The sequence below is a fragment of the Enterobacter sp. HMSC16D10 genome (assembly GCF_001807145.1).
Lineage (GTDB): Bacteria > Pseudomonadota > Gammaproteobacteria > Enterobacterales > Enterobacteriaceae > Enterobacter > Enterobacter roggenkampii.
Genome location: NZ_KV787924.1, coordinates 1 through 26,042 on the forward strand (window position 1 = coordinate 1; position 26,042 = coordinate 26,042).

At 52.5% G+C, this 26,042-nt stretch carries 23 protein-coding genes and 1 pseudogene; 14 read left to right on the forward strand and 10 right to left on the reverse strand.

Features of this window, described 5'->3' with window-relative positions; translation table 11 throughout:
• Positions 1 to 521 precede the first annotated feature (521 nt).
• The gene (locus tag HMPREF3143_RS23810) at positions 522 to 818 is read right to left on the reverse strand and encodes a helix-turn-helix transcriptional regulator (protein WP_017384073.1); all 297 of its coding nucleotides are present in this window, start codon (positions 816 to 818) and stop codon (positions 522 to 524) included.
• 858 nt (positions 819 to 1,676) lie between these two features.
• Here HMPREF3143_RS23810 and HMPREF3143_RS23815 point away from each other — a divergent pair.
• The 3 genes and pseudogenes from HMPREF3143_RS23815 to HMPREF3143_RS23825 all read left to right on the forward strand — a co-directional run.
• Positions 1,677 to 4,952 (forward strand): P-loop NTPase fold protein, encoded by a 3,276-nt coding sequence (locus HMPREF3143_RS23815; RefSeq protein ID WP_021242119.1) that lies wholly within the window; start codon positions 1,677 to 1,679, stop codon positions 4,950 to 4,952.
• Positions 4,953 to 5,156: 204 nt separating this feature from the next.
• Positions 5,157 to 5,486 carry a hypothetical protein gene (locus tag HMPREF3143_RS23820; protein WP_000140246.1) on the forward strand — a complete coding sequence of 110 codons (330 nt, stop codon included), beginning with the start codon at positions 5,157 to 5,159 and terminating at the stop codon, positions 5,484 to 5,486.
• A 114-nt stretch (positions 5,487 to 5,600) separates the two neighbouring features.
• A pseudogene (locus tag HMPREF3143_RS23825) lies at positions 5,601 to 6,611 on the forward strand (radical SAM protein); the annotation flags it as partial.
• A 97-nt stretch (positions 6,612 to 6,708) separates the two neighbouring features.
• Here HMPREF3143_RS23825 and dkgA read toward each other — a convergent pair.
• On the reverse strand, positions 6,709 to 7,536 hold the full coding sequence (gene dkgA, locus HMPREF3143_RS23830; RefSeq protein ID WP_021242117.1) for a 2,5-didehydrogluconate reductase DkgA: 828 nt from the start codon (positions 7,534 to 7,536) through the stop codon (positions 6,709 to 6,711).
• 105 nt (positions 7,537 to 7,641) lie between these two features.
• A complete protein-coding gene (gene yqhD / locus HMPREF3143_RS23835) occupies positions 7,642 to 8,805 on the reverse strand; it encodes an alcohol dehydrogenase (protein ID WP_070534381.1) in 1,164 nt (387 codons plus the stop codon).
• Positions 8,806 to 8,999: 194 nt separating this feature from the next.
• Between yqhD and HMPREF3143_RS23840 the strand changes: the two genes are divergently transcribed.
• The gene (locus tag HMPREF3143_RS23840) at positions 9,000 to 9,899 is read left to right on the forward strand and encodes an AraC family transcriptional regulator (RefSeq protein ID WP_023294559.1); all 900 of its coding nucleotides are present in this window, start codon (positions 9,000 to 9,002) and stop codon (positions 9,897 to 9,899) included.
• 48 nt (positions 9,900 to 9,947) lie between these two features.
• Here HMPREF3143_RS23840 and yghB read toward each other — a convergent pair whose 3' ends face one another.
• Both yghB and metC read right to left on the reverse strand, forming a co-directional pair.
• Positions 9,948 to 10,607 carry a DedA family general envelope maintenance protein YghB gene (yghB, locus tag HMPREF3143_RS23845; protein ID WP_008499812.1) on the reverse strand — a complete coding sequence of 220 codons (660 nt, stop codon included), beginning with the start codon at positions 10,605 to 10,607 and terminating at the stop codon, positions 9,948 to 9,950.
• A 143-nt stretch (positions 10,608 to 10,750) separates the two neighbouring features.
• Entirely contained in the window at positions 10,751 to 11,938 is a 1,188-nt protein-coding gene (metC, locus tag HMPREF3143_RS23850; protein WP_070534382.1) for a cystathionine beta-lyase, read from the reverse strand.
• A gap of 251 nt (positions 11,939 to 12,189) precedes the next feature.
• Here metC and exbB point away from each other — a divergent pair, with 251 nt between their 5' ends.
• Both exbB and exbD read left to right on the forward strand, forming a co-directional pair.
• Positions 12,190 to 12,921 carry a tol-pal system-associated acyl-CoA thioesterase gene (exbB, locus tag HMPREF3143_RS23855; protein WP_021242115.1) on the forward strand — a complete coding sequence of 244 codons (732 nt, stop codon included), beginning with the start codon at positions 12,190 to 12,192 and terminating at the stop codon, positions 12,919 to 12,921.
• 4 nt (positions 12,922 to 12,925) lie between these two features.
• Entirely contained in the window at positions 12,926 to 13,351 is a 426-nt protein-coding gene (gene exbD / locus HMPREF3143_RS23860; protein ID WP_070534383.1) for a TonB system transport protein ExbD, read from the forward strand.
• A 43-nt stretch (positions 13,352 to 13,394) separates the two neighbouring features.
• Here exbD and HMPREF3143_RS23865 read toward each other — a convergent pair whose 3' ends face one another.
• On the reverse strand, positions 13,395 to 13,844 hold the full coding sequence (locus HMPREF3143_RS23865; RefSeq protein WP_023294557.1) for a hypothetical protein: 450 nt from the start codon (positions 13,842 to 13,844) through the stop codon (positions 13,395 to 13,397).
• Between the two features lies 1 nt (position 13,845).
• On the reverse strand, positions 13,846 to 14,250 hold the full coding sequence (locus tag HMPREF3143_RS23870; protein ID WP_008499807.1) for a hypothetical protein: 405 nt from the start codon (positions 14,248 to 14,250) through the stop codon (positions 13,846 to 13,848).
• Between the two features lie 103 nt (positions 14,251 to 14,353).
• Between HMPREF3143_RS23870 and HMPREF3143_RS23875 the strand changes: the two genes are divergently transcribed.
• Positions 14,354 to 14,857, forward strand: coding sequence for an ESA_00282 family adhesion-associated protein (locus tag HMPREF3143_RS23875; RefSeq protein ID WP_008499806.1), 504 nt, complete (start codon positions 14,354 to 14,356; stop codon positions 14,855 to 14,857).
• An 82-nt stretch (positions 14,858 to 14,939) separates the two neighbouring features.
• Positions 14,940 to 15,428: a TIGR00645 family protein gene (locus HMPREF3143_RS23880; protein ID WP_008499805.1), complete on the forward strand. Its 489-nt coding sequence runs from the start codon at positions 14,940 to 14,942 to the stop codon at positions 15,426 to 15,428.
• Positions 15,429 to 15,492: 64 nt separating this feature from the next.
• Here HMPREF3143_RS23880 and HMPREF3143_RS23885 read toward each other — a convergent pair whose 3' ends face one another.
• Both HMPREF3143_RS23885 and HMPREF3143_RS23890 read right to left on the reverse strand, forming a co-directional pair.
• Complete coding sequence (locus HMPREF3143_RS23885) at positions 15,493 to 16,533, reverse strand: aldo/keto reductase (RefSeq protein WP_032664420.1); 1,041 nt, start codon at positions 16,531 to 16,533, stop codon at positions 15,493 to 15,495.
• A gap of 181 nt (positions 16,534 to 16,714) precedes the next feature.
• A complete protein-coding gene (locus HMPREF3143_RS23890; protein WP_224162582.1) occupies positions 16,715 to 19,261 on the reverse strand; it encodes an autotransporter outer membrane beta-barrel domain-containing protein in 2,547 nt (848 codons plus the stop codon).
• Positions 19,262 to 19,811: 550 nt separating this feature from the next.
• Here HMPREF3143_RS23890 and HMPREF3143_RS23895 point away from each other — a divergent pair.
• From HMPREF3143_RS23895 to HMPREF3143_RS23905, 3 genes are all read left to right on the forward strand, one after another.
• Positions 19,812 to 21,359, forward strand: a complete 1,548-nt coding sequence (locus tag HMPREF3143_RS23895; protein WP_025912490.1) for a methyl-accepting chemotaxis protein — start codon at positions 19,812 to 19,814, stop codon at positions 21,357 to 21,359.
• Between the two features lie 126 nt (positions 21,360 to 21,485).
• The gene (locus HMPREF3143_RS23900) at positions 21,486 to 21,740 is read left to right on the forward strand and encodes a hypothetical protein (RefSeq protein ID WP_045409503.1); all 255 of its coding nucleotides are present in this window, start codon (positions 21,486 to 21,488) and stop codon (positions 21,738 to 21,740) included.
• Between the two features lie 202 nt (positions 21,741 to 21,942).
• Entirely contained in the window at positions 21,943 to 22,215 is a 273-nt protein-coding gene (locus HMPREF3143_RS23905) for a hypothetical protein (RefSeq protein ID WP_070534385.1), read from the forward strand.
• A gap of 85 nt (positions 22,216 to 22,300) precedes the next feature.
• Here HMPREF3143_RS23905 and HMPREF3143_RS23910 read toward each other — a convergent pair whose 3' ends face one another.
• A complete protein-coding gene (locus tag HMPREF3143_RS23910) occupies positions 22,301 to 22,891 on the reverse strand; it encodes a TetR/AcrR family transcriptional regulator (protein WP_023326065.1) in 591 nt (196 codons plus the stop codon).
• Positions 22,892 to 23,032: 141 nt separating this feature from the next.
• On the opposite strand from HMPREF3143_RS23910, the gene HMPREF3143_RS23915 reads away from it, so the two are divergent.
• From HMPREF3143_RS23915 to HMPREF3143_RS23925, 3 genes are read left to right on the forward strand one after another with little or no spacing between them, the layout of a single operon-like run.
• Positions 23,033 to 24,088 (forward strand): sugar phosphate isomerase/epimerase family protein, encoded by a 1,056-nt coding sequence (locus HMPREF3143_RS23915; protein WP_069598779.1) that lies wholly within the window; start codon positions 23,033 to 23,035, stop codon positions 24,086 to 24,088.
• 24 nt (positions 24,089 to 24,112) lie between these two features.
• The gene (locus HMPREF3143_RS23920; RefSeq protein WP_070534386.1) at positions 24,113 to 25,009 is read left to right on the forward strand and encodes an alpha/beta fold hydrolase; all 897 of its coding nucleotides are present in this window, start codon (positions 24,113 to 24,115) and stop codon (positions 25,007 to 25,009) included.
• Positions 24,999 to 25,901 carry an alpha/beta hydrolase gene (locus HMPREF3143_RS23925; RefSeq protein ID WP_070534387.1) on the forward strand — a complete coding sequence of 301 codons (903 nt, stop codon included), beginning with the start codon at positions 24,999 to 25,001 and terminating at the stop codon, positions 25,899 to 25,901. The genes HMPREF3143_RS23920 and HMPREF3143_RS23925 overlap by 11 nt, the downstream gene beginning before the upstream one ends.
• Positions 25,902 to 26,042: the final 141 nt, after the last annotated feature.

Here is a 26,042-nt window from a genome sequence, read left to right on the forward strand (position 1 = left end):
ACACCATCATACACTAAATCAGTAAGTTGGCACCCTTACCCTGTATAGGTACTCTCTGTTTTTCGTGGCCTGCCTCGCCCACGAATTTCGCCAGTCATGACTTTGCTCCTGCATTTTATTAACGGAAAAGAATAAGTGATTTTGCGCGGAGGCTTCAATCAGTTTATCCCCGGCGGTGACGAGGTGGCCACCTATGCCGACTGGACAGGGGACTGACTATTGCCATAACGCCATCGCAGGTTGCTTCAGTAAACCTGCTAATCCCGTACAATGGCGAATTCGCTATATCCGCTTCTCGCACTTAGCTGCCATAAATCGGCCAGGCAATCACAGGTCATTTCTGTCTCGCAAAGAAGGTGCCGTTTCTGCTTTGCGTTGACACCCCTAAATATTAGAATTAAAAGGAGAGAGTTACTGGAAAAAGGCAGCGGAGGCAGTGACAATCGTGGCTTGAAGCCACTACTCGATGGATGCGGACATGTAGTTGGCGTCATTCGACAAAACTAGCAAACTTCTAATAGTCACCATTTCTCCCGTCTGGCGGGAGTGCTGTCAAATGCCCCCCTCATCTCTGTGTGGGAAATGAAGGGTGAAGGGGAAATAGATGACAGCGTTATTTCTACGCCCAGAATACTGAATACCTTGTACAGACGATCAATACTGGCGCTAGCAGGGTTTGCTTCCAGGCGGGCATAGGTTTGCTGCGTTACGCCAAGCCTCTCAGACACATCTTTTTGCGTGAAGCCCTTGATTTTGCGAAACCCGATTAGCACAGGTCTGAGCTGGTTCAGCGTTTTTATCGGGAACTGATTATTCATAAGTGACCTGCCTCGCAGACTGAGTAGGGAGTACCGCCCTGTAATACAGCAGGTAAGGTGTATTTTGTGTTATACAGACTATAGGCTGTAAAACCTTTATTGAAAAGATGCTGATGTTCCAGGGGCATGCCGAGCATGGACGATTTTCTGCGGGGCGGTATTTCGCTACGGGGGAGATTGCGTTCGGGCAATGTACCGGTGTAAAAAACGTCAATTTTTCAAAACCGCTGTTATCGGGATAAGCTGAAAACTCCGAAGGCAGACACAGCCACGAATAATGTCAGACTTAAGCTCTGTAGCTGTCTTCTTTTGCCTGTAAATAACGTCTAGTTTGACTCTGATGAAGGCTGTACCAGGCAGAGAACATGTCACTCTCGGGGCCGGATGATAAAATGTGTTCAACTGGCTGGGCAGGGTAATAGCGAAGAACGTTCTCTGAAATTCGATTCAGCTCAGCGTAACGTGCGCTGTAGGTATGTATAATCCATTGCATCAATTTTGCATCCGTATTATTCGCAGATTACACACAAGAAGCTTAACAATGGCTGAAAGAGTGAGCAGGGATATGTAACAAAAACAAGGGCTTCAAGATGAACTGGATAAAACCGGAGCAGAGCAAGCCCTGTTCCGGTTTGTCAGGCTTTGGAATTTCTTCCAGGCCCCTGCAGCTAGTCACAACAAACACATTAATGTTTTCATTGCTTCAATTCAATATTATTGTGTGAAAGGGATTCCATCGAAATCGGCTTATGCATGCTTAAAACTAAACTGCCCCGGCTGCAGTCATTTGGTTGCTGTGGGCTCTGTACTGTGTCTAATAGTGAAAGAATCTTACGTTATAACGAAGGAAATTGCTGAATGACTCTACGATTGCAGACGGAATCACCCGCTGACCAGGATATGTTTAGAGGCAGCAGTCATGAAAAAGTTGCAGAGAATGTGGCTCAGATCATCAGGACACCTGATGTCAATATTATTGGTCTGGAAGGTGAGCTGGGTTCAGGTAAGTCAACAATATTGAAGTTCCTGCAGAAAAAGCTTAAAGATGATTTTACGTTCATTAACTTTGATGCAGAACGTTACCATCATGGCTCAACTAAAAAAGCGCTTATCGATGTCATCCACCACGGGGTCAGCCTACAATGTCCGGGCTCCCGGGATGTGTTGGATAAGTATAAAAATCTGGCTCTGGGTAACATCGTTGAATACGACAAGAGGGTCAGCAGCAGGCTAAGCTGGTTGACCGTCGTTTTTATTTTACTGTCATTGCTTTCCGTGCAGATGCTTCGTTATGTGCTAACAGACCTTAATCAATATTTTACTAACAAGGAGTCATTATTAGGGTGGCTTTTTTATGTTGAGGTGGCCGCGTTTCTTTCTCCTGCCATTATGGTCGCAGGACTGGCATGCCTGCAGAACATGGAATGGTACAGAAAGAAAGGGTATTCGAGTATTGGTGATTTGTTCAAACGCAACAGTACTGACAGGATTGAAGAGACTTGGCTAGTTAATAAGGAGGTCGGAGCTATTGAGCTGGCTGAAGCTCTGCAGGGATTTACCTCCAAAGAGGTCATTTCCCATGGAGATCGCTTCATCCTTATCATTGATAATCTGGACCGAATCAGTGCAGACAAAGTGAAAGAGCTCTGGAGTGATATGGAGCTTATTGCCGGAGCCACTCATGAACACTTCAGGATAGTGGTGCCCTATTCGGCAAGACAGGTTTCAGCCTCACTTTCTGTGGCGGGTTTCAGCGGGCGTGAGTTTATTGCAAAGCGGATTCCTGTAAGTTTTCAGGTTCCTCCTCTTATTTCGGCAGGATGGCAGGAAGCGTTAAGGCAGTACTGGAAAGAAACAGTAAATGAGGATGCAGGGATAGCGTGCCGGGAAGCAACGGTGTTGCTTGAGCGCTGGAAACCCTCTGAGTATCCTCGTATCACACCGCGATTAATGAAGAAGTTTGTTAATGATATTCATATTCTGAACCTTACCGTTCCTGCAACAGAAGATCATCGCCATATTCTTATTGCTCTCTACTTACTGGTGGTCAGATACGGGGAGCGAGATATTAAAGTATTACTTCGCGATCCCAAAGCTAGTCAGACCGAACCCGGTATTGCTCCGGATGATTTTGACGAGATGCTCTCGCTAACTTATCAACAAATATCCCGAATTTTTAATAACGATACAGAAAGATGGAGCGAATTTCTGATGAGCATCCACTATCAGTCCACGGTGGAGCTTGCCAGGAGCGAGTTGCTTGATACGCCTCTTAAAGACGCGATTGGTGCTATAAATATCCCACGGCTTGAAGAACTGACGGCCTTGTGGGGTTTCGCTGAAGCATGGCAGCGAGTGGCACCACATATTCAGATGCGAGACTGGCTGGTTTCTTATAGCCGGATGGATGAGAAGTGTCAGGCTCTCGCCGAACCGCAACTCAAAGTCGCAGTGCAAATGCTGAATCAGAGTTATGCTGTTTCACTCAGAGAAAAGAATGATGAAGGTTTCGTATTGAGTCTGCAGAAACTGATGGCTGACGGGCGGATAAGCCTAGAGCCTTTCGTCGAAAGGCAAATATCGTTTATTGTGAGTAAACTTGATGAAATTCAGGATTCAGAAAAATTGGAGGCTGAATCCACGAAGACGTTGCTGCAGGAAGCTGATTCATACTCTGTTCTGGCCGGTGAATCACTACTGAATAAAATGGAGAATTTTGTAGATGGCGTATTTTATGTGGAATACCTTGTCAATAATGAAGAGACCTTGTCAAACCTGAAAATTGGCACACTAGATATCGGAAATCACGGTCGGGAGGAGATGTTACGCTATGGAGCTGAGCAACCTCAGATAGACCTTTTTAATCCGGGAATTATCCGGCATATCAATATTGCATCGAAGGCGGTACAGAACGTAATTGGAAAGAATGATGGTACAGGTGGGGCTCAGGTTAGCTCTGCAATAATGACGCTTAAAAATCGTCAGGTTGTTGAGGACGTTATCCATTTCAGAAAAATTGTTCTGAGCCCGGACTGGAATAATAATGTTTTAAATCAATATTATCTTAATAATACGGCGACGAGGAATCTCTTCCCTGCGGAATTTGCTGCACAGGCTGTTGCTCACATGGTGCTCCATGGTAACTATGCCGGTATCGAGTCGTACAGTGAACATATTGGTGAGGAACGGTTTGACCTGGCTTTGGCTGCATATCTTCGTTATCTACGTACTGCCGAGAGTATCTTTATAGCACTTAAGGATAAAAATGTTCTGCCGTACATCAAAAATGCTGTTGGCAGGATTGTTGATTTAGGTCTTCTGGTGAATATACCTGTCCTGAGCTTTGTTAAAGGTCAGTATGACGTCATCAAAGAAGCTACAAATGCAACCTCTCTTTTAATATTTGTGCGAGAGCGTCAAAAAGCACTGTCAGAGAAAATAATTGAGTCTGATGTGAATGCTATGGGTCCAGTATTTCTCCATGACGTATATCAGTCAGGTGAGCAGTTTGATATTTTGAAGAAAAAGCTGAACGCCCTGGCATGTGGAGTATTTAGTTCTTCTGAAAGGCTTATTGAGTGTTTTACGGTTCTTCCTGTGAACATGCGCTTTATCCTTGAACAAATGCAACTTCAGGGGCAGCATATCCGGATGGAAGGTAGTGTGGGTATCTTTGCATCATGGTTCCGTGATGCAGAGCCAGACGTTGTCACAAATGCCGAGAACATTCATTTTCTGTGGTCTTGCCTCGACGATACCCAGAGAGAGACTGTACTTGATGAGTTGCACGATGTCTTACTTGAAAGACATATTCGTATTGACAGCCGTATTGCGATTATTACCCGTTTTCATAATGAGTTGTCGTTTATTGAACCTGAGAAGGCCGTTGAACGCAGGGCTATTGCGGCGCTGTTTAGCGCTTCTGTTGATAATGTATTATTGTCTCAATGGCTTGACCGTCAGACGTTTTCATTTTCATCATGGTCTCCGGAGGACGCCCGTACGGCAACGAGTTGTATAATGAATAACTCGGAGATTTTTCCTCTCATCTGCAGGAATTCACAGTATATTAAAAACAGAATGTTACCAGAGAAAGCGGACGTTACAGAAGATAGTGATACGTTTCCGGACTGAGTTCGTTCTTTAAATCCTATACCTGAAGACCACAGCGGTGGTCTTTGGGAGTTTTTTTATTGCCTGATATACATTAAGCATGTTATATCTTGCTAAGAAATAATCATTCAGGGATTAATCATAACTACTGAAGTTATGTTGTGTTCTTTTCTTTTAAAAATAAATTATTCAGATTTATTTTCTATTGATTTAATGAGGTAGGGAATGACAGAAAGTGCTTTGCTTTTGCGAGAGGCATTTAATGAATCGGTTAACTATATGACATGGTCTTTTTATTCACTGATAACTGCTTACGTTTCGATGGCTTTTTATGATAGAGTTGAGGTTAAGACCCGAATAAATAATTATCTGAATAAGTTACTTTTCGTGATTGCTATGTCCGTTTTTATCCCAAATATGTACTTTGTTTCAATGGTGTTCAGTCAGAAGTTAGGCACCGCAGCTGGCGTTGCGTCATTCATTATTGGGCTACTTTTCATGATGTTAAACTCGGCACCTGTAATTACTGGTATCGTACAGCAGCGCAAAGATTGAGTTTTATGAGTATAGTCAGTTGGGTTTTCATCTGTTTTATCAGACTTAGAAAAATGAAATCTTTCAATTCATTGATTTTAAACGCAAAAAAATTTCTAAATGATCAGAATTATAGGGTGCTCGCTCTGCTCAATTACCGAGCACGAAGGGCGCATTATTCAGAGCCGCTCTGAAGATTCAATCATCAATGAGATCGAAGCCATTCGCGACTCCGTGCCGGGCTTTACCGGCGTGATTTCCGATCTTGGCGGCCCAACCGCCAACATGTATATGCTGCGCTGCAAATCACCGCGCGCGGAACAGACCTGTCGTCGCCTCTCCTGCGTCTATCCGAGCATTTGTGAGCACATGGACACCAACCACGAGCCGACGATCAACCTCTACCGCCGCGCGCGCGATCTGAAAGGCATCAAGAAGATTCTCATCGCGTCCGGGGTGCGTTATGACATCGCCGTGGAAGATCCGCGCTACATCAAAGAGCTGGCGACGCACCACGTTGGTGGCTATCTCAAGATTGCGCCGGAGCACACCGAAGAAGGCCCGCTGTCGAAGATGATGAAGCCGGGCATGGGCAGCTACGATCGTTTTAAACAGCTGTTCGACACCTACTCGAAGCAGGCGGGCAAAGAGCAGTATCTGATCCCGTACTTCATCTCCGCCCACCCGGGCACGCGTGATGAGGACATGGTGAACCTGGCGCTGTGGCTGAAGCAGCGCCGCTTCCGCCTGGATCAGGTGCAGAACTTCTATCCGTCACCGCTCGCCAACTCGACGACCATGTACTACACCGGCAAGAACCCGCTGAGTAAGATTGGTTATAAGAGTGAAGACGTGGTGGTGCCGAAAGGGGATAAACAGCGTCGTCTGCACAAAGCGCTGCTGCGCTACCACGATCCGGCCAACTGGCCGCTGATCCGCCAGGCGCTGGAAGAGATGGGCAAAAAGCACCTGATCGGCTCGCGCCGCGACTGTCTGGTACCGGCCCCGACGCTGGAGGAGATGCGCGAAGCGCGTCGCCAGAATCGCAATACGCGCCCGGCGCTGACCAAGCACACGCCGATTGTGCATCAGCGTTCGAACGGTGGAGCGGGAACGAAGAAGACCGTAAAACGTAAGATCGGTTAAACCTGTAACAAAGCCCGGTGGCGCTAGCGCTTACCGGGCCTACAGGTCAGCGCGTAGGCCGGGTAAGGTGAAGCCGCCACCCGGCTTTTTTACGCGATTATCCGCCAAACTGATCCGGGTCTGGCCCAAGCCGCTTGCCCTTATCCAGCTTCGCAATTTCCCCCAGCTCATCTTTGTCCAGACGGAAATCCCAGACGTCGAAGTTCTCGGCGATGCGCGATGGCGTGACCGATTTCGGGATCACCACCAGGCCGTTGTCCAGATGCCAGCGAATGACGATCTGCGCCGGGGTTTTGCCGTATTTATCCGCCAGGTCGCGGATAATTTTCTGATCGAATACCCCTTCACCACCCTGAGCCAGCGGGCTCCAGGATTCGGTCTGAATCTTATGCGTGGCGTTCCAGGCGTGAAGCTGGCGCTGCTGCAACAGCGGGTGCAGTTCGATCTGGTTAATCACAGGCGCGACGCCCGTCTCGTCAATCAGCCGCTGCAGGTGATGAACCTGGAAGTTACAGACGCCGATGCTTTTCACCAGCCCCTCTTTTTGCAGTTCAATCATCCCTTTCCAGGCATCAACGTAATGGTCGATGGCCGGAACCGGCCAGTGCATGAGATACAGGTCGACGAAATCGAGCTGGAGCTTCTCCAGACTCTCCTGCAGGGCCTCACGGGGACGCTTTTGATCGTCATTCCACAGTTTCGTGGTGATGAATAACTCATCGCGGGGGACACCGGCGCTGGCCAGTGCGGTCCCCACGCCGTCCTCGTTTTTGTACGCGGCGGCGGTGTCAATCGACCGATAGCCGACTTCCAGGGCTTTATGAATGGCGGAGACGACCTCGTCGTTACCGGCTTTCCATACACCTAGCCCCAGCTGGGGCATCACGTTGCCGTCCTGCAGCTTGATTACGGTTTGGTTTGCCATTTTTCCTCCTTCAGGTGCGCATCGCCGGAGGGAGACTCCGGCGATGGGGTGTGCATTAAGTCTGGACGAAATGTCAAAAAACGAAAGTCGGGGGGACAAAAACGCTTAGCGTGCCGCCTCGTAAATACGGCGGCTGACGTCCAGGGTGATGTCGCCGTGCTCGCCCAGATGGGTCATGCCATGCTCTTCGAGTTTCGCCAGCAGGGCTGGGATGGAGCTACCGTCCAGACCGTAGCCAGACAGACGCGTTGGCACGCCCAGACCTTCAAAGAAGCTGCGGGTCGCTTCGATGGCGGCATCAATACGCGCATCGTCAGAACCCTCGGTGATGTTCCACACGCGCTCAGCGTACTGCAGCAGTTTGGCGCGTTTGGTATCACGTTTTGCATTCCACAGCGCAGGCAGCACAACGGCCAGCGTCTGCGCATGATCCAGACCGTGCATCGCCGTCAGCTCGTGGCCCAGCATGTGGGTCGCCCAGTCCTGCGGCACGCCAGCACCGATCAGGCCATTCAGCGCCTGGGTGGCGGCCCACATCACGTTGGCGCGAACGTCATAGTTTTCCGGCTCTTTCAGCGCTTTCGGACCTTCTTCAATCAGCGTCAGCAAAATGCCTTCCGCAAAACGATCCTGAATTTTGGCATTCACCGGATACGTGACGTACTGCTCAACGGTATGAACAAAGGCATCGACCACGCCGTTCGCGACCTGACGCGCAGGCAGGGTGTAGGTGTAAACCGGGTCCAGGATGGCGAAGACAGGCTGAACGTGTTCGTTCATGAAGGCCTGCTTATCACCGGTGGTTTTACGGGAGATGACCGCGCCCTTGTTGGATTCAGAACCCGTCGCTGGCAGGGTCAGCACGGAGCCCATCGGGATGGCGCTTTTGATGTCGCTGCCGCGGGTTTCCAGAATGTGCCACGGATCGATGCCGTCAGCATAGTGCGCTGCCGCCGCGATGAATTTGGTGCCGTCCAGCACGGAGCCGCCGCCGACCGCCAGCAGGAAGGTGATGTTTTCTTCGCGGGCGATTTTCACCGCGTTCATCAGCGTTTCGTAGGACGGGTTTGGCTCAATGCCGCCGAACTCACGCACGTCCAGACCGTCCAGCGCGCTGTAAACCTGATCCAGCACGCCGGTTTTTTTCACGCTGCCGCCACCGTAGGTGATCAGCACGCGGGCGTCAGCAGGGATCTGTGCGCGCAGGTCAGCGATAGCGTCTTTACCAAACAGAATGCGGGTTGGGGTGTGAAGATTAAAGTTGTTCATTGCTCGTTCCCTTTAGTGGGTGAAAAACCGTGGTGCGCAGAGGGCGACCTGATGCTGCTCATTGTGGCCGTCCGGGGCTACGCCCTCAATGCACATTCCTGCCGATGTCTTGCCCATTTCTACAGAGCGCTGGAGAAAGCGCGGAAAACAACGCACACTGTCAACGTCGAAAACCGCACCCGGAGTAACGCAAGATGAACCGTGAGGCTATCTGCCAGCAGCTCACTGCGCAGATTAAGAGATTGATAGATAATGAAAATCGTGCCAGCGATCTGCTGCCGGACATTCGCCTGCTCTACGGCACGCAGCCCGGAACGCGCACGCCGGTCATGTACCAGCCGGGCATCGTTTTTCTCTTTTCAGGCCATAAAATTGGCTATATCAACGAGCGCGTGTTCCGCTACGACACCAATGAATATCTGCTGCTGACAGTACCTTTACCCTTCGAATGTGAAACCTTCGCGACAGAGGCGGTTCCGCTGGCGGGGATCCGCGTCAATGTTGATATCCTCCAGCTGCAGGAGCTGCTGATGGAGATTGGCGAAGACGAACTCTTCCAGCCTTCGATGGCCTCAAGCGGGATCAACTCGGCGACGCTGTCGGAAGAGATCCTTTGCGCCATTGAACGTCTGCTGGACGTCATGGAGAGGCCGCTGGACGCGCGCATACTGGGCAAGCAGATTATCCGAGAAATTCTGTACCACGTGCTGCTGGGCCCGGGCGGCGGCGCGTTACTTGCCCTGGTGAGCCGACAGACCCACTTCAGCCTGATAAGCCGCGTGCTCAAGCGTATCGAAAGCCAGTACACCGAAAACCTCAGCGTCGACCAGCTGGCGGCGGAAGCCAATATGAGCGTCTCGGCGTTTCACCATAACTTTAAATCGGTGACCAGCACTTCGCCGCTGCAGTACCTCAAAACCTACCGGCTGCATAAGGCGCGGATGCTGATGATCCACGACGGCATGAAGGCCAGCGCGGCGGCGATGCGGGTGGGCTATGAAAGTGCGTCGCAGTTCAGTCGGGAGTTTAAGCGCTATTTCGGCGTCACGCCGGGAGAGGATGCGTCACGTATAAGAACGATGCAGGGAGTCTGACGAAAAACGTAGGCCGGGTAAGCGATAGCGCCACCCGGCTTTGTTGAATTATGCGCTGCAGTACTTCTTCTTAATCACTACCGCGATGGTTCCCACCAGACCCGCCACCAGCAGGAACATCGGCAGCACCATCAGGAAGGTCATCACCTGATCTTCGTGGTGTTTCACGAAGGGGATCATATTCAGCGCGTAGCCGAATGTCGTCACCACGCCAACCCAAAGCAGGGCGCTCAGCCAGTTGAAGAACTGGAAGCGGCGGTTCGACAAACCGGAAATGCCCGCCATCGTCGGCAGAAGGGTGCGAACGAACGCCAGAAAACGTCCGGCCAGCAGCGCAAGCAGGCCGTGCCGGTCAAACATGCAGGTTGCACGCTGATGGTATTTATGGGGTAACTGCGCCAGCCAGCTTTTGACCACGCGCGTGTTGCCGAGCCAGCGGCCCTGCAGATAGCTCAGCCAGCAGCCCAGGCTGGCTGCGGAAGTGAGGATAACCATCGTGGGCGTAAAGTCCATGACGCCTTTGCCGATCAACGCCCCGGCAAGCAAAAGCAGACTGTCACCGGGTAAAAACGAAGCTGGCAGTAATCCATTTTCCAGAAACAGCGTTGCGAACATCACGAAATAGACGACGCCTATGACGTGAGGATCCGCCAGGGCGGCAAAATCATGTTGCCAGAGCGCCGCGATAATATCTTGAATAACAGCCATGGACTTTCCTGTGGAACAGCAGATATAGCGCTATTGTACTCCCTAATTCGCCCGTCGGGTTTGATCCCGGGCGCAACTCATGCAGACTTTTCTGCTTGCGGTGTCCACAAAAGCGTCCAGAGAGTACATTTTCAGCCAGCACTCTACACGATACGCTCGAACCCTGCTGCTAAATCCGCAATCAGATCGTCAACATTTTCTAAACCAATATGCAGTCGTATTAGGGTACCGCTGAAGTCCACTTCACCACCGGGGCGCAGGGCCGCGATCTGCTCCGGCTGGTTAGCCAGGATCAGGGATTCAAAACCGCCCCAGGAGTAGGCCATGCTGAAGAGGTTAAAATTATCCAGATAGCTTGCCAGCTCGTCATTATTCAGCCGTTTTTTCAGCACAAACGAGAACAAACCGCTGCTGCCCGTAAAGTCACGTTGCCAGAATTCATGCCCCTTACTGCCCGGCAGCGCCGGATGGTTTACGCGCTCAACCTGCGGATGCTGCGCCAGCCATTCGGCCACCTTCAGGCTGCTTTCGTGGTGCTGACGCAGGCGAACGCCCAGCGTGCGGATTCCGCGGCTGGTCATGTACGCCGTGTCGGCATCCACCATCTGGCCCATCAGATAGGCGTTTTCACGTAGCTGATCCCAGCAGCGCGCGTTGGAAACCGCAGTACCAATCATGCCGTCAGAGTGGCCAATCAGGTATTTCGTCGCCGCCTGGATGGAAATATCAATGTCGAATTCCAGCGCTTTAAACAGCACGCCTGCCGCCCAGGTGTTGTCGATCATAATGATCGCCTCTGGCGCTTTGCTGCGCACGGCCTTGACGATAGCCGGCACGTCGTGAACTTCCATGGTGAGTGACCCCGGCGATTCCAGGAACACAATGCGCGTGTTTGGCTGAATAAGCTCGGCAATACCTTCACCAATCAGCGGGTCGAACCAGCCGGTCGTCACGCCGAGCTTGCTGAGGATTTTGGTACAGAAGTCCTGGCTGGGTTCATAGGCGGTGTTGGTCATCAGGATATGGTCGCCCTGTTCCACAAACGCCAGAATGGTGTTGGCGACCGCCGCCGCGCCGCACGGGAACAGCGCGCAGCCTGCGCCGCCTTCCAGTTCGCACATCGCTTCCTGCAGAGAAAAGTGGGTTAGCGTGCCGCGACGGCCATAAAACAGCCCGCCTTTTGCGCGGTTGCGCGTGGCGTTTTTTTTCTCCTCAACGGTGTCAAACACCAGCGAGGAGGCGCGTTGAATCACGCTGTTGACCGATCCCTGAGTATATTTTTTGCTGCGTCCTGCCTGTACCAGCGTGGTATCAAGATGCTTCGTTGTCATGTTCGCTAACCCTGTTTTTATACGTCTGGACGTCCAGACTACCACGATTGGAAAAAACTGCACCCGCAGGCTTATCGAATAAGCAGAAAATATTAGCAAAAAAGCGCATAAGAAATTTTTACTGCGTAAGCGCAAGGAAAGTGAACGAAAATTGCGGCACTATGCAAATACTAATGAGAACTACTATCAATTCGACGATGTTTTGATATTATTACGTTCAGATTTTGTGATTTGCGTCCTGGAGATACAGAGTGGGTAATAATTTGATGCAGGCGGATCTCTCCGTTTGGGGCATGTATCAGCATGCTGACATCGTGGTTAAGATTGTGATGATCGGCCTGATTCTGGCGTCCGTTGTCACCTGGGCTATCTTCTTCAGCAAGAGCGCCGAGCTGCTTTCGCAGAAGCGTCGCCTCAAGCGGGAACAGCAACAGCTGGCAGAAGCCCGCTCTCTGGATCAGGCCTCAGATATGACCTCATCCTTCCACGCGAAAAGCCTGACTACCCTGCTCGTGAATGAAGCACAGAACGAGCTGGAACTCTCCGCGGGCAGTGAAGATAACGAAGGCATAAAAGAGCGTACCGGTTTCCGACTGGAACGTCGCGTGGCGGCCGTTGGCCGACACATGGGGCGCGGCAATGGTTATCTGGCCACCATCGGCGCGATTTCGCCGTTCATCGGTCTTTTCGGTACGGTCTGGGGCATCATGAACAGCTTTATCGGTATCGCGCAGACCCAAACCACCAACCTGGCGGTCGTTGCGCCGGGTATCGCAGAAGCGCTGCTGGCGACGGCGATTGGTCTGGTCGCGGCGATTCCGGCGGTGGTTATCTACAACATCTTCGCGCGTATGATTGGCAGCTACAAAGCCACCCTCGGTGACGTTGCCGCGCAGGTTCTGCTGCTGCAGAGCCGCGATCTCGACCTGAATGCCAGCGCCGTTAAGCCGGTGCACGCGGCGTCCAAACTGCGCGTGGGTTGATATTATGGCGATGCGTCTAAACGAAAATCTGGACGATAACGGCGAAATGCATGAGATCAACGTGACGCCGTTTATCGACGTCATGCTGGTTCTGCTGATCATCTTCATGGTGGCCGCGCCGCTGGCGACGGTGGACGTGAAGGTGAATCTGCCAGCCTCGTCCAGCCAGCCGCAGCCGCGCCCGGAAAAGCCTGTCTATCTGTCCGTGAAGGCCGATAAATCGATGTTCCTCGGGAACGACCCGGTAACGACCGACTCTGTTATCCCGGCGCTGGATCAGCTTACCGGCGGTAAAAAAGACACCACGGTCTTCTTCCGTGCGGATAAAACCGTGGATTATGAAACCATGATGAAGGTAATGGACACGCTGCATCAGGCGGGTTATCTGAAGATTGGGCTGGTCGGCGAAGAGAAAGCGGCCGCGAAGTGATAAAGAAGCTGGCGAAAGCCGGCTTTTTTTATGCCTGTTGGGTTTATGCGTTTTTATTTTCCGTCGGTGCGGTAGAGGGGGTTGCCAGCGCGTCCTCATCAAGCGCAACGCAGGTGACGTTTGAGGTACGGTACTCGCCGTCTGACAGTTTGCGCGTCAGACGCAGGGTGGCGATCTCTCTGGCAAGCAGATACTGGTAGTTGGCCTCAAGGCGTCCCAGAAGCTTCTCTTTTAGCTCTGGCCGCTGTTCCATGATGGCGTTCATCACGGCACCGTAAATTTCTTCTTTGACCTGCAGCGGATAAATCTCACGGCGATTCTGCCATTTCAGCCGCACCAGCGTCGCCGGGATCGATACCAGGTCTTGTGTAATGCGCGTCATCTCGTCATTTTTTGTGTTTCGCAGCGCGTCGAGATTTTGCTTTAAGATAAATTCATCACTTTTTTTATCATCCAAAGTCAAATAAACGTCGTTATTTTTAACTTCCTTCACGTTAATCCTCCCCCAGGCTATAAAAAATTGGGTTGTTTTTTTCGCGCGTAATTAAGTTAAGCCAAATTTCATTGCCCGCTTCGTTAATTTCTTTGGTTTTTTCGGCCAATATTTGACTTAGTTTCTGGGCATCTATTTCACCTTCGGCCTGCAGATCATTCAGCAGGTGGACAAAGGCTTCAATTTTTATGGCGCGAAATAAGCGGTCTTTTATATGGCGATCGTGCTCTTCCAGCAACATATTACGGGATTTGCCGGTACGGGAAACACCAATTAATATATCAGGCTCGAAATCAGAGAGCTTTCTTTTCCCCTGAGTGAAACTGACCTCTTTTTCTGCTTCCGTCGGTTGCTGTTCCACAGGCGTAATGTGGTACTTAGCCGGGACGAGATAGTCGGGCAGCATTTTTAATTTCCTTTAATTTCAACAGGGTGGGGTTGGTAAAGGCGTGAGATTCGTTGACAATATCATGAGGCAAATTTAAAATCAAAAAAAATGGAGCCTACCCATGAACAGCATCTTTTTTACGGTCATCACATTACTATTACTGACCGCTGGTGTGCTTTTATTGATGCAGGAGTTCAATAAAACGAAAGTGTCGAAAGACACCAGTGAACCGCCGCAACCGGAACTCATGACAAAAGAGGAAGGGGAAGACCATTTCTCTGTATTGATGAACTCCGTTACGCCTGTCTGGTACTGGCGGGTGAACCATGAATATATCGACTTTTTACACGCGACAATTAAACGCATGAAAATGTCGGAAATTAATGACACCCCCGGACTGTTTGAAGCACAGCGTCGCTGTAGCGATCTCAATTCAGCCGTGTATAAATATTATGACAATATCAAAAAACGCTGCCTTAACGGCGAGAAGGTCTCTTATTCCGATCTGGACGTATTAAATTTGCGTCAGTGTTTTCGTGAGTTCAGTCTGGAAGCCTACCCGGAGCTGGTGGTGCTGGTCTGGCCGGAATACGCCCGTCCCGAGGTTAACCCCGACAACGTCTGAGTGACCATACTGGTGAGCTATTGCAAACAGTCAGCGCCATTGGGATATACTGGGCGCTGGTTTCTTTTGCAAACAGGACTTTATGGAACGCTTTTTTGAAAATGCCATGTACGCCTCTCGCTGGATACTGGCCCCCGTCTATTTTGGCCTTTCGCTGGCGCTTATCGCGCTGACGATTAAGTTCTTTCAGGAAATCCTGCACGTTCTGCCGAATATCTTTTCCATTGCCGAGGCGGATTTGATTCTGGTTCTGCTGTCGCTGGTGGATATGACCCTGGTGGGCGGGCTGCTGGTAATGGTGATGTTCTCCGGCTACGAGAATTTCGTCTCTCAGCTGGATATCGACGAGCGCAAAGAGAAGCTCAGCTGGTTGGGCAAAATGGATGCCTCGTCGCTGAAGAATAAAGTGGCCGCGTCGATTGTGGCGATCTCTTCTATCCACCTGCTACGCGTGTTTATGGACGCGAAGAACGTGCCGGATAACAAACTGATGTGGTACGTCATTATCCATCTGACGTTTGTGCTGTCTGCGTTTGTGATGGGGTATCTGGATAAGATCAGTAAGAAGTAAAGTACGCCTTACCCCTCACCCTAACCCTCTCCCCAAAGGGGAGAGGGGACTGCTCGGTGCGGCCTTACTTATCAGACGACGCCTGCCACAGGTTCAACTCCCCATCCGCAACATGCTGGTCAATCCGCTTGAGTTCGTCCTCACTGAAGTACACGTTATCCAGCGCCCGAACGTTCTCCTCAATCTGTTCCGGGCGGCTTGCGCCAATCAGCACTGACGTCACGCGCGCGTCTTTCAGCAGCCAGCTCAACGCCATCTGCGCCATAGTCTGACCCCGCGCCTGCGCCATTTCACTCAGCAGACGCAGGCTGTTCAGGTTGGCTTCGGTCAGCATTTTTTCGTTCAGACCGCGGACTTTCTTGCCTTCACGCTGCATGCGTGAATCTTCAGGAATACCGTTCAGGTATTTTCCGGTCAGCAGCCCCTGCGCCAGCGGGGTAAAGGCGATGCACCCGGTACCGTTGGCCGCCAGCGCATCCAGCAAACCGGTCTTATCGACCCAGCGGTTGAGTAGGTTATAGGACGGCTGGTGGATCAGCAGGGGGATCTTCCACTCGCGCAGCAGCTCGGCCATTTTTTGCGTGCGCTCGGTTGAATAGGAGGAAATGCCTACATACAGCGCTTTGCCGCTCTGCACGGCGTGGGCAAGCGCAGAGGCCGTCTCTTCCATCGGCGTGGTTTCATCCACGCGGTGGGAATAGAAAATATCCACGTAGTCGACGCCCAGGCGTTTCAGGCTCTGATCGAGGCTGGCGAGCAGATATTTGCGCGATCCGCCTGAGCCGTATGGCCCGGCCCACATGTCGTAACCCGCCTTGGTGGAGATAACCAGCTCGTCGCGATACGCGGCAAAGTCCTCCCGCAGCAGACGGCCAAAATTCTCTTCCGCGCTGCCTGCTGGCGGGCCGTAGTTGTTGGCAAGGTCGAAATGGGTAATGCCGAGGTCAAAGGCTTTACGCAGCAGCGCCCGCTGGGCATCAAGAGGCTGAATATGGCCGAAGCTATGCCACAGCCCAAGCGACAGCGCGGGCAGGCGAAGGCCGCTCTTGCCACAGTGGCGGTACTGCATATTCTCGTAGCGGTCAGGGGCAGGGTACCAGGACATGATGTCTCCTTTTCTTATCGATGAATTTTTGAAACGGCGTTTTCATTCTGTCCTTATCAAAACACAAATCCCGGGGAGAAGCGATGGCAGAACTCCCTGCCAGCAATTTTCCCCGGGATGCGTCAGACGTTGAGTCCCGCACTGCCCGGTACACGCAGGTCACCGGGCAATCAGACGACAATCAGAAGCTGTAGCTCATCCCCGCCTGTACGCTGGCATCGTTATCCACATCGCCAGTACCGACATAGACGCCGGTGGTCAGGGTGAAGTTATGGGCGATGGTGGCGTTGATACCTGCCCCAAAGATGCCCATGGTGTTGTTGTGACCGGAGGTATTGTGATAATCCGCCGCCTGAATGTCGGTGTCATCGCTGAACTCTTTCTGGAAGCGCGCGTCGATCCACGGCATCACCTTCACGTTTTTGTTCAAATCGCGAAGGGTGGTGGTGAGCCTCACGCCCGCGCCGCCGTTCCAGGAAGAGACCTGGCTGTCGGCAAAGGTGACTTCGCTGTCAGAGAAGCCGTTCGCTTTGGTCTGATCCCAGCCAAGAGTGGCGTAGGGTTGCAGCAGCGTTTCGCCTGGCAGCAACACGTTCACCCCGGTGCGGGCCTGCGCCAGATACAGACTGCCATCGGTGGAGCCGTGCAGCGCTTCCGTCATGCCGCTGGTATCGCCCGTCACGTTGTGGGCAGACAGCGAGTAACGCATATCGCCGTAGCTGAAGCTGCCGTCAGCAAACAGACCCCAGGTTCGGCCGTTCAGCGCCTGCTGCCAGCCGCCATACAGGCTGTAGTAGTTACCGTAAACGCTGTCTTTGAAGCTATCCGCGCCGTCGCTGGTGTCCTGCACGCGGCTGCGCGTCCACGCCAGCGCGATACCGCCGGTGACGCTGTCGCCGTTGTCCAGATGTGCCGTCCAGTCTACGCCGCCCTGCGCACCCTGAGTGATGCTTTTATAGTCGACGTCGTTGCTGAAATTACCGTTCTGATAAAGGAAATCGCCCCAGACCTGCGCACCGTCCTGCTGTTCTCCCAGCAGGTTTGCCAGATGCACCTGGTTCATGTGGTTGCTGATGTCATCCGCTACCTGATGTCCGGCCTGTTCCGCTGCATCCAGGCCGGCTACCAGCCCCTGAACGTCGCTCGCAAGGTTGCCCTTCTGGCTGTTAAATTCAATATTCCAGCTCTGGCTATTATCTGCAGTCAGCTGAGCCTGAGGCGCGCTGTCGGCCGCAACAATATTCAGACTGTTGTTGTAGTTATACGCGCCGCTACGGTTCTCCACGGTCTGGTCGCCGTTGGTAAACGTGGCTGCTGCATAATTCTGCGGCGCACTGCTGCCCGACGTGGTGAAGGTCCCCAGGACTATTCCCTGCTGATTTTGCGCTGACGGCGTAATGCTGTTCACCACCACGGCGTTATTGGCGCCGGTAATATTACCGAAATTCACGTAGCTGTCGGTGCTCATGGTAACCAGCGCATTGCTGCCGGTGGTGTTGGCAATCAGGGTTGAACCGTTTTGCAAACTCCAGCTGGTTGCATCGTTAATTTTATCAATGGCAATGCTGTTATCGCTGGTGGTATTTACCGTTTCAAACTGGCTTATTTGTCCGGATATGGAACTGCCCGCATCCATTGACAGAGTATCGCTGCCGTCACCACCGTTAACATTGCCATTGACATGTGAATCATTGGTCAGGACGACCGTATCATCACCTGCACCCGTTGTAATATCACCGTTGACGGTCGCGTTGTTCTGCAGCGTAATTGTGCTATTGCCCGTACTCTGGCTGGTATTTATCTCGCCATTCACGGTGCTGTTATCCACCAGAACGGAATTTGCGGCGTTACCATCGACGGTCACATTGCCATTTACCACGCTGTTATTGGTCAATGAAATCAGCGTGGTGCCGTTTTCGTTAAAGGCCCCAATGTCGCCGGTGACCGTACTGTTATCCAGCGCCAGCGAATCAGCCTTCGTTCCGTACATCGCGATGGCGACATCGCCAAAGGCATCCAGGTTGATGTCGCTGAATGGCTTGTATCCGCTCAGTTTTACCGCCAGCGTGTCGATGTTCTGCGCGATTTCGCTCTGCGAGGCATCCACGGAAGCGTTAGTCAGCGTAATATTGGTATCAGATTTATCGCTACCCGCGTAAATACCGCCTTTATCCATCGTGCTGTTGCTGATGGCAATATTTTGTGCACCGGCTCCCGCACTGAGAATACTGCCGTGCAGCATGCTGCCGTCCTCAACGTTGACGGTGTGGTAACCTTTATCCATGGGGTCGAGATAAATGGCGGAACCCATCATATAGGCTTTCTTGCCCTCGTAGCTTCCGGCGTCATTTTCGCCATTCAGCGTGGCGTCATCGATGGTCACCGTCGTATTGGTGGTTGCACCGGTATTGCCCACTTCGATCATATCGACGGTGGCGCCGTTATTCACCGTAATATTAGCCGTCCCCCCGTTGCTGCCCTGAATATAATGGCCGGACATGTCGGTACCAGAAACGGTTAATGACTGGGTATCCCCTGATTCACGGCTTCCATCCATAAAGATATTATTTGCGGTGGTGTCGGCCATAATGGCATTAGTCACGCCGGGATCTTCATAGAAACTATTATCTACATATTTCGTTAAGCCGCAGGTCTGCGATGTCACGCCCGGCTGGCAGGGCGTAGCGGGTGTTACGTTAGCCTGGGCGCCAAATGACGTTAAAGCCACTAATACACATTGCGAAAGCAATGTACGATTCATTAATTTGCGCATTTGAAGTTCTCTGGATGAGTCGAAAATTGTCCGGCTCTTTTTAAATGAATTTATTTAAAATAAGAACTTCCTCAGCAGGTAAGGATGTAATGAAATCTAAAAAAATATCCTGCACAATAATTAGCGTTTAAATAATTAAATCTGATTAATAAATTTAATTTAATTCATGAGCTAAATGCTTTGGAATGATTTGCATACAAATTAAAGGGTTTCTTGACCGGTCGTGCGATTCTTTGACCGTCTCATTCATCAGGGTATTCATCCTTTCGGGTTGTGAGGTTAATTAACTGTTTGTCTGTTTTACATTTCGACGGCTGCTGAAATATGAAAACATGTATTGAGCAGTAAGATTTTCCCCGCAGTGATTATCCTTTTCCGGCGAACGGCAGGATAGCGAAGATTTTTATAAAATTACGCGCGAAATAGTATAACTTCGTCAGTTTCTGCCGATAACGAGGGTAAGACTCGCCTCTGGGCGAATTCACCCTCACGGCAAGGAAGACTTATGAATATGCTCCGTAATTTCACGATCCGTTTCGTCATGCTGGCGATTCTCGGGATCTTTTGTTTAATGTGGGCGGGTGTTGGGCTGTACAGCACCTGGTCTCTGTCTCGCGTTTCTGATGGCAACGAGGTGGACCGCCAGCTGGTCAAGCAGATGACGGTGCTCAGCCAGGGCAACGATCAGTATTTCCGCTTTGTGACCCGTCTGAGCCGCGCAATGGAAGTCAAAGCCGCAGGCGGCACGCCGGATCTGGCGTCTGCCCAGCAGGCGCTGGATAACATGGGCAAGAAGCTGGCAGAGATGAAAGCGATCTCCCCAGGCCCAATGGACCCCCAGGTCTCTTCCCGGGTGATCGGTGCCTGGCAGGCGCTGCTCGAACAGGGCGTGACGCCGCAAATGCAGCAGGCGAAACTGGGCGCGCTGGACGGCTATCGTCAGCAGGCCAATAACGTCACGCCAACGCTGAGCCGCGCGTTCGGCGCGGCGGCTGAAGAGTTCAACAGTGCTGCCGCAAAGTCGCTCGACAGCACCCGCGTGGTGGTGGACGGCCTGACCAGCATGACCCGTACGGTGATTATCGTCGCCACGATCGTCGGTCTGCTGATCCTGCTCTTCACTGACCGTTACCTGGTCGCGATGCTGGTCAAACCGCTGGACCGCATTCGCCAGCAGTTCCGCCAGATTGCTCAGGGCGATCTCAGCCAGCCCATTGAACCGTTCGGCCGCAACTGCGTGGGACAGCTGGTGCCGCTGCTGAGCGCCATGCAGGACAGCCTGCGCGAGGCGGTCAGCACGATCCGCTCCGGCAGTGAAAATATCTGGCGCGGGGCGACGGAGATTTCCAGCGGTAACAACGATCTCTCCTCCCGCACCGAAGAGCAGGCGGCGGCACTGGAAGAGACGGCAGCCAGCATGGAACAGCTGACCGCTACGGTGAAACTGAACGCGGAGAGCGCCCGCCAGGCAAGCCAGCTGGCCGATGTGGCCTCAACCACCGCCAGCCGCGGCGGTTCGCTGGTGGAAGAGGTGGTAAGCACCATGAGCGGTATTTCGGAAAGCTCGAAGAAAATTGCTGAAATCACCAACGTCATTAACAGCATTGCCTTCCAGACCAATATTCTGGCACTCAACGCGGCGGTTGAAGCCGCGCGCGCGGGTGAACAGGGCCGAGGCTTCGCCGTCGTCGCAGGCGAAGTTCGCAACCTGGCAAGCCGCAGCGCCAACGCGGCGAAAGAGATTGAAGGGCTGATTACCGATTCCGTTTCCCGCGTCGAGCAGGGTGCAAAGCTGGTAAGCGACACGGGGACGACCATGGATGCGATTTTGCGGGACGTGACGGAAGTGACGACCATTATGAAGCAAATCGCCTCTGCGTCTGAGGAGCAGAGTAAGGGCATTTCGCAGGTCGGTATCGCCATTACGCAGATGGACGGCGTCACCCAGCAAAACGCCTCGCTGGTGGAGGAGGTTTCCGCGGCGGCTTCGGCGCTGGAGCGTCAGACCGAAGATCTTCAGCGCTCGGTGCAGAAGTTCCGCCTGACGGCATAACGCAACGTTGTAAGGCCGCCTTGAGCGGCCTTACATTATTAACGCCTTCCCCATTCCGCGTGCTCTGAAACTGCTATTCTTTTGCTAACCCCTGACGTTCTGGACTCTCTTCTACGAGGTGTTGCTATGAACAGATCGTTATCTTTTATCCCTGTCCTTTCTCTCATTTTTCTGACGCTTTTCTCGGTTTCCACCAGTGCGACCCAGCAGGCGCAGGAGCGGCGCGTGGCGCGTGATGTCAGGCAGGAAACCCGCGACGCGTCACGGCAGGTGAAACAGACCTGCGTGGCGAACAATAACCAGAGTAATCACGACTGCCGCCAGGATAAACGTCAGATGAAACAGGCCGGGCGGCAAAAAGCGCGGGATATAAAGTATTAACATAACAGGCGAGGCGGCATGCGAGCATGTTTCTTGCCGCCTTTTTAAAAAGCGTGAGTCAATATATTTCAAATATTAAAATATTCGCTTGTAACAATATATTTGGCATTTTCTGCACATTCCAGAACATGAAAATTAATATTGTCTTAAGAATTCGCCGACATAATGAATTATCTTCTTGAAGCCGGAAATAATTCAATTTATGAAAAACCGTATTATTTTATTAGCAGCCCTGGCAGGTTTTGCCGTGGTCAATACAGCGATGGCCCAGAGCGTCACGGTCGATGTCCCTGCCGGGTATAAGGTCGTGATTGTTCCGCAGTCAGCTACGGTTCCTGAGGCGGTAAGCGTTGCGCCTGCACCTGTACAAACAACGTATGCCGCCCCTGCACCGGTCTATCATCCGCGTGCAGGCCATGTGGCGAGCGTGGCGGAAGGAATGGTGATTGAGCATCAGTATGACGATCACCATTGATGCGATTTTGCGTAACGTGTCAGTAATTCCGCCTTACGGCAGAGTGCGCTAAGGCCACGCTGTGCGGCCTTCCTCAGCGTCGCACTCAGGAAGGCGGCAGCAGGTTAAGCGCCTGCTTAACCGCCGACTGCAAACGTGATTCCGGAACACCGTCCCGGGCCTGCACCGACAAACCGTGTAAAAAGACGGCGAAATAGTCTCCCAGACTCTCTGCATCGGTCGTATCCGGCAGTTCACCGTTTTGCACTGCCTGATGGAGACGGTCGATGATCTGCTGTGTACGCTGCAGGCGATGCTGCGCCAGCCAGGTTTTGATCGGCTCATTTTCTGCGCTGACGCTGGCTGCAGAGGCCACCACCATACATCCTTGCGGCAAATCCGGATGGCAGTACAGGTGAACCGCATCCATTAATAGCGTCTGGAGGGTATCCCGCACTGTGCCCCCAGCGGCTAAGGCCCGATCCGCAAAACTGCCTTCCTGATTTTCGTAATCAGCGATAGCTTCCCGAAAGAGCTGTTCTTTTGAACCAAACGCCTTGTAAATCCGTGCCGACGCGATACCCAGCTCTGCCACCAGATCTGACATCGAGGTTCCTTCATAACCCTGTCTCCAGAACAGGTTGCGCGCTTTGATAAGCGCCTGGTCACGATCGAACTGGCGCGGTCTGCCTGCCATTTTGTTGCTCCGGTTGGTCCTGAATTCTGTGCAACAGGATCGCCTAAATCATCTGGATTACCAACGAATTTATAATTTTCGCTTGCGGTTATCCGGCTTTACTCCTATTGTTTGTCAATCGACAAACAATAGGAGTATACGATGAAAACCCTCAAAGGTCCCTCTCTCCATCTGGCCCAGTTCAGCGATGACGCGGCCCCCTTTAATGATTTGCCTGCGATAGCCCGGTGGGCGGCAGAAACGGGTTTTAGCGCCCTGCAAATTCCGGCATGGGATCGCCGTCTCTTCGACGTGGCGACGGCCGCAGAAAGTCAGACCTACTGTGATGATTTGGTCGGTATGCTGGCGGAGCATGGCCTGGTGGTGAGTGAACTGACCAGCCATATCTTCGGCCAACTGATGGCGGTCCATCCTGCTTACGACAGCTTATGCGACAGCTTTGCGCCGCCGGAAGTCCACGGCAACCCACAAGCCCGTAGCGAATGGGCACGGCAACAGCTGCTGATGGCGGTCAAGGCCTCTGCCAGGCTTGGCCTCAGCGATCTGGGTACCTTTTCTGGCTCGCTGGCGTGGCCCTATTTGTTCCCGTTCCCGCAGCGCCCGGAAGGGTTAATTGAAACCGCCTTTGACGAGCTGGCCAGACGCTGGATGCCGGTACTTAACGCCTGCGAAGAGCAGGGCATTAACCTCTGCTATGAGATCCACCCGAGTGAAGATTTGCATGATGGGGTGACGTTTGAAATGTTTTATCAAAGGGTAAAAGAACATCCCCGCTGCCGGATACTTTTCGACCCCAGCCACATGGTGCTCCAGCAGCTTAACTATCTGGAGTTTATTGATATTTATAAGGACATGATCAACATGTTCCACGTGAAAGACGCTGAATTTAATCCGACCGGTCGTCAGGGGATTTATGGTGGCTATCAGTCATGGGTTGATCGTGCAGGACGTTTTCGCTCATTGGGTGACGGCCAGGTGGATTTCAGGGCCATTTTCTCGAAGCTGACCCAATACGATTATGCTGGCTGGGCAACCCTGGAGTGGGAGTGCTGTCTGAAAAACCCGCTGGATGGTGCCAGAGAAGGGGCTACGTTCATCCGCGACCATATTATTCACATTACCGATAAAGTCTTTGATGATTTCGCCGGTGCGCCGGTTAACCCTCAGCAAATCAACGCACTACTCGGCATTCGCTAAGCCACGACATTACAGGGAGTCCCCATGGAACAACAATACGGTGAGATCGCGCATGCGGATCTCAGGGCAGAACACGTCTATACGAAAGTGAACGGACAGCGCATCCATTGCGTCGTGGTGGGAAAAGGTCAACCGGTATTACTGATACCGGGCTGGCCGCAGACCTGGTATACCTGGCGCTATGTTCTTCAGGCGCTGGCGGCGGCGGGTTTTCAGGCGATAGCGGTCGACCCTCCGGGTATTGGTGAGTCCGATAAACCGCGCGACGGCTATGACACCGGACGTGTCGGTGCCATGCTGCATACCATGATGGCGCAGTGGGGTCATGCGCGTTATAGCATAGTGGGCCACGATATCGGCATGTGGGTTGGCTATGCCATAGCGAGCGATTTTCCTCAGGCAATAGAACGACTTGTGCTGACAGAAGCGGTGATCCCTGGACTGGCACCGCCACCATCGATTTTCGTCGCACCGGAAGAGAACATCTTTCTCTGGCACTTCATGTTCAATCAACTGGCGGATCTCCCCGAAACCCTGACCAGCGGGCGAGAATCACAGTATCTCAGCTATATTTTCGATCGCTGGTCGCATCGCCGTGAACAGGTCGCTGCAGAGGTGTATATCGCCGCCTATTCGACACCCGGCGGGCTGCGTGCGGGCTTCGACTATTATCGCGCTATCCCGGAAACCATCCGGCAGAACCAGCGCCGTGCGCAAACGCCTTTAACCATGCCGGTATTAACGGTGGGGGCCGAACATGCCACGCGCGATGCACCGCTGATAACCCTCCAGGGCAATGCCCTTGATCTGCGTGGCGAGACGGTGGCGGACTGCGGGCATTTTATTACCGAAGAGTGTCATGAGGCGTTTATTGGGCTGATCGTGCCCTTTCTCTCAGAGGGCAACGATCGTGCCGCTTGATAAACACATTGCTGACTTTCTGGCTGCATCATCGGGCGCGCCGCAACCGGCGTCGTTAGGCGACCTGCGTGCCGCCACCGAAGTAGATTTGTTGCGGCTGCAGGGAGAGGATGAATTAAGCGATGACATGCAGGACTATGTTGTCATCGCCGATGATGGTTACGCCATTGCCCTTCGTGCCTATACCCCAGCAGCCTCAAACGCGGACATTGCGCAGCCTGCCATACTATTTGCTCACGGCGGTGGATGGTGTCTGGGGTCGCTGTCGCTCTATGATCGACCCTGTCAGGCACTGGCCAATGCCACTGGCAGGAAAATACTCTCCGTGGATTACCGTCTGGCGCCGGAGTTCCCCTTCCCAAGGCCGTTAGAAGATGTTTATCAGGCACTATACTGGGCCAGTGAACAGGCCGCGCTTCTGGGGATAGATGCGACCCGTCTGGCGGTGGGGGGCGACAGTGCTGGCGGAAATCTCGCTGCAGCGACAGCGCTGCTGGCCCGGGATCGCGGCGGACCTCACATTGAGCATCAGTTGCTGCTCTACCCGGCATTAAGTCGCGAAATGTCGACCGAAAGCTATTGTGAATTTGCTGAAGGTTATTTTTTAACGCGTGATGCGATGGCGTTTTGCTGGGAGAACTATCTGGGAGAATGTCGTCATCCCTATGCCGAGCCGCTGCATATGGCCTCGCTGAGGGGGTTACCGCCAGCAACCATCCTGAGTTGTGAATATGATCCCCTGCGCGATGAGGCTGAAGCGTATGCGCGACGGCTTGAGGAGGCGGGGGTGCCTGTGCGCTGTGAACGGTTGCCGGGAATGGTGCATGCCTGCATGCATATGTCAGGGTTAACGCCAGCCGCAGGGCGGTTGTTCGAACGGGCTTGTATATAGTTCAGAGTAGGCTCCGTTTTCCAAACGGAGCCCTTTATCTTTACCTCTCGCCTCCATGCCGCGATGCGGTATCGGTTAGTTCTGCAATATTGCCGGGGCAATACCCATTTTTTGTTGTCAAAAATCGTTTCGGGAATATGC

What these genes read in the sequence shown, in the direction of transcription:
- HMPREF3143_RS23910 (WP_023326065.1), bottom strand. Translation starts at nt 22,891, where the DNA reads ATGGCAGGCAGACCGCGCCAGTTCGATCGTGACCAGGCGCTTATCAAA.
- HMPREF3143_RS23880 (WP_008499805.1), top strand. Translation starts at nt 14,940, where the DNA reads ATGGAACGCTTTTTTGAAAATGCCATGTACGCCTCTCGCTGGATACTG.
- HMPREF3143_RS23915 (WP_069598779.1), top strand. Translation starts at nt 23,033, where the DNA reads ATGAAAACCCTCAAAGGTCCCTCTCTCCATCTGGCCCAGTTCAGCGAT.
- yghB (WP_008499812.1), bottom strand. Translation starts at nt 10,607, where the DNA reads ATGGCTGTTATTCAAGATATTATCGCGGCGCTCTGGCAACATGATTTT.
- HMPREF3143_RS23895 (WP_025912490.1), top strand. Translation starts at nt 19,812, where the DNA reads ATGAATATGCTCCGTAATTTCACGATCCGTTTCGTCATGCTGGCGATT.
- HMPREF3143_RS23900 (WP_045409503.1), top strand. Translation starts at nt 21,486, where the DNA reads ATGAACAGATCGTTATCTTTTATCCCTGTCCTTTCTCTCATTTTTCTG.
- HMPREF3143_RS23875 (WP_008499806.1), top strand. Translation starts at nt 14,354, where the DNA reads ATGAACAGCATCTTTTTTACGGTCATCACATTACTATTACTGACCGCT.
- HMPREF3143_RS23905 (WP_070534385.1), top strand. Translation starts at nt 21,943, where the DNA reads ATGAAAAACCGTATTATTTTATTAGCAGCCCTGGCAGGTTTTGCCGTG.
- HMPREF3143_RS23815 (WP_021242119.1), top strand. Translation starts at nt 1,677, where the DNA reads ATGACTCTACGATTGCAGACGGAATCACCCGCTGACCAGGATATGTTT.
- HMPREF3143_RS23810 (WP_017384073.1), bottom strand. Translation starts at nt 818, where the DNA reads ATGAATAATCAGTTCCCGATAAAAACGCTGAACCAGCTCAGACCTGTG.
- yqhD (WP_070534381.1), bottom strand. Translation starts at nt 8,805, where the DNA reads ATGAACAACTTTAATCTTCACACCCCAACCCGCATTCTGTTTGGTAAA.
- HMPREF3143_RS23920 (WP_070534386.1), top strand. Translation starts at nt 24,113, where the DNA reads ATGGAACAACAATACGGTGAGATCGCGCATGCGGATCTCAGGGCAGAA.
- HMPREF3143_RS23870 (WP_008499807.1), bottom strand. Translation starts at nt 14,250, where the DNA reads ATGCTGCCCGACTATCTCGTCCCGGCTAAGTACCACATTACGCCTGTG.
- HMPREF3143_RS23885 (WP_032664420.1), bottom strand. Translation starts at nt 16,533, where the DNA reads ATGTCCTGGTACCCTGCCCCTGACCGCTACGAGAATATGCAGTACCGC.
- exbD (WP_070534383.1), top strand. Translation starts at nt 12,926, where the DNA reads ATGGCGATGCGTCTAAACGAAAATCTGGACGATAACGGCGAAATGCAT.
- dkgA (WP_021242117.1), bottom strand. Translation starts at nt 7,536, where the DNA reads ATGGCAAACCAAACCGTAATCAAGCTGCAGGACGGCAACGTGATGCCC.
- metC (WP_070534382.1), bottom strand. Translation starts at nt 11,938, where the DNA reads ATGACAACGAAGCATCTTGATACCACGCTGGTACAGGCAGGACGCAGC.
- HMPREF3143_RS23840 (WP_023294559.1), top strand. Translation starts at nt 9,000, where the DNA reads ATGAACCGTGAGGCTATCTGCCAGCAGCTCACTGCGCAGATTAAGAGA.
- HMPREF3143_RS23820 (WP_000140246.1), top strand. Translation starts at nt 5,157, where the DNA reads ATGACAGAAAGTGCTTTGCTTTTGCGAGAGGCATTTAATGAATCGGTT.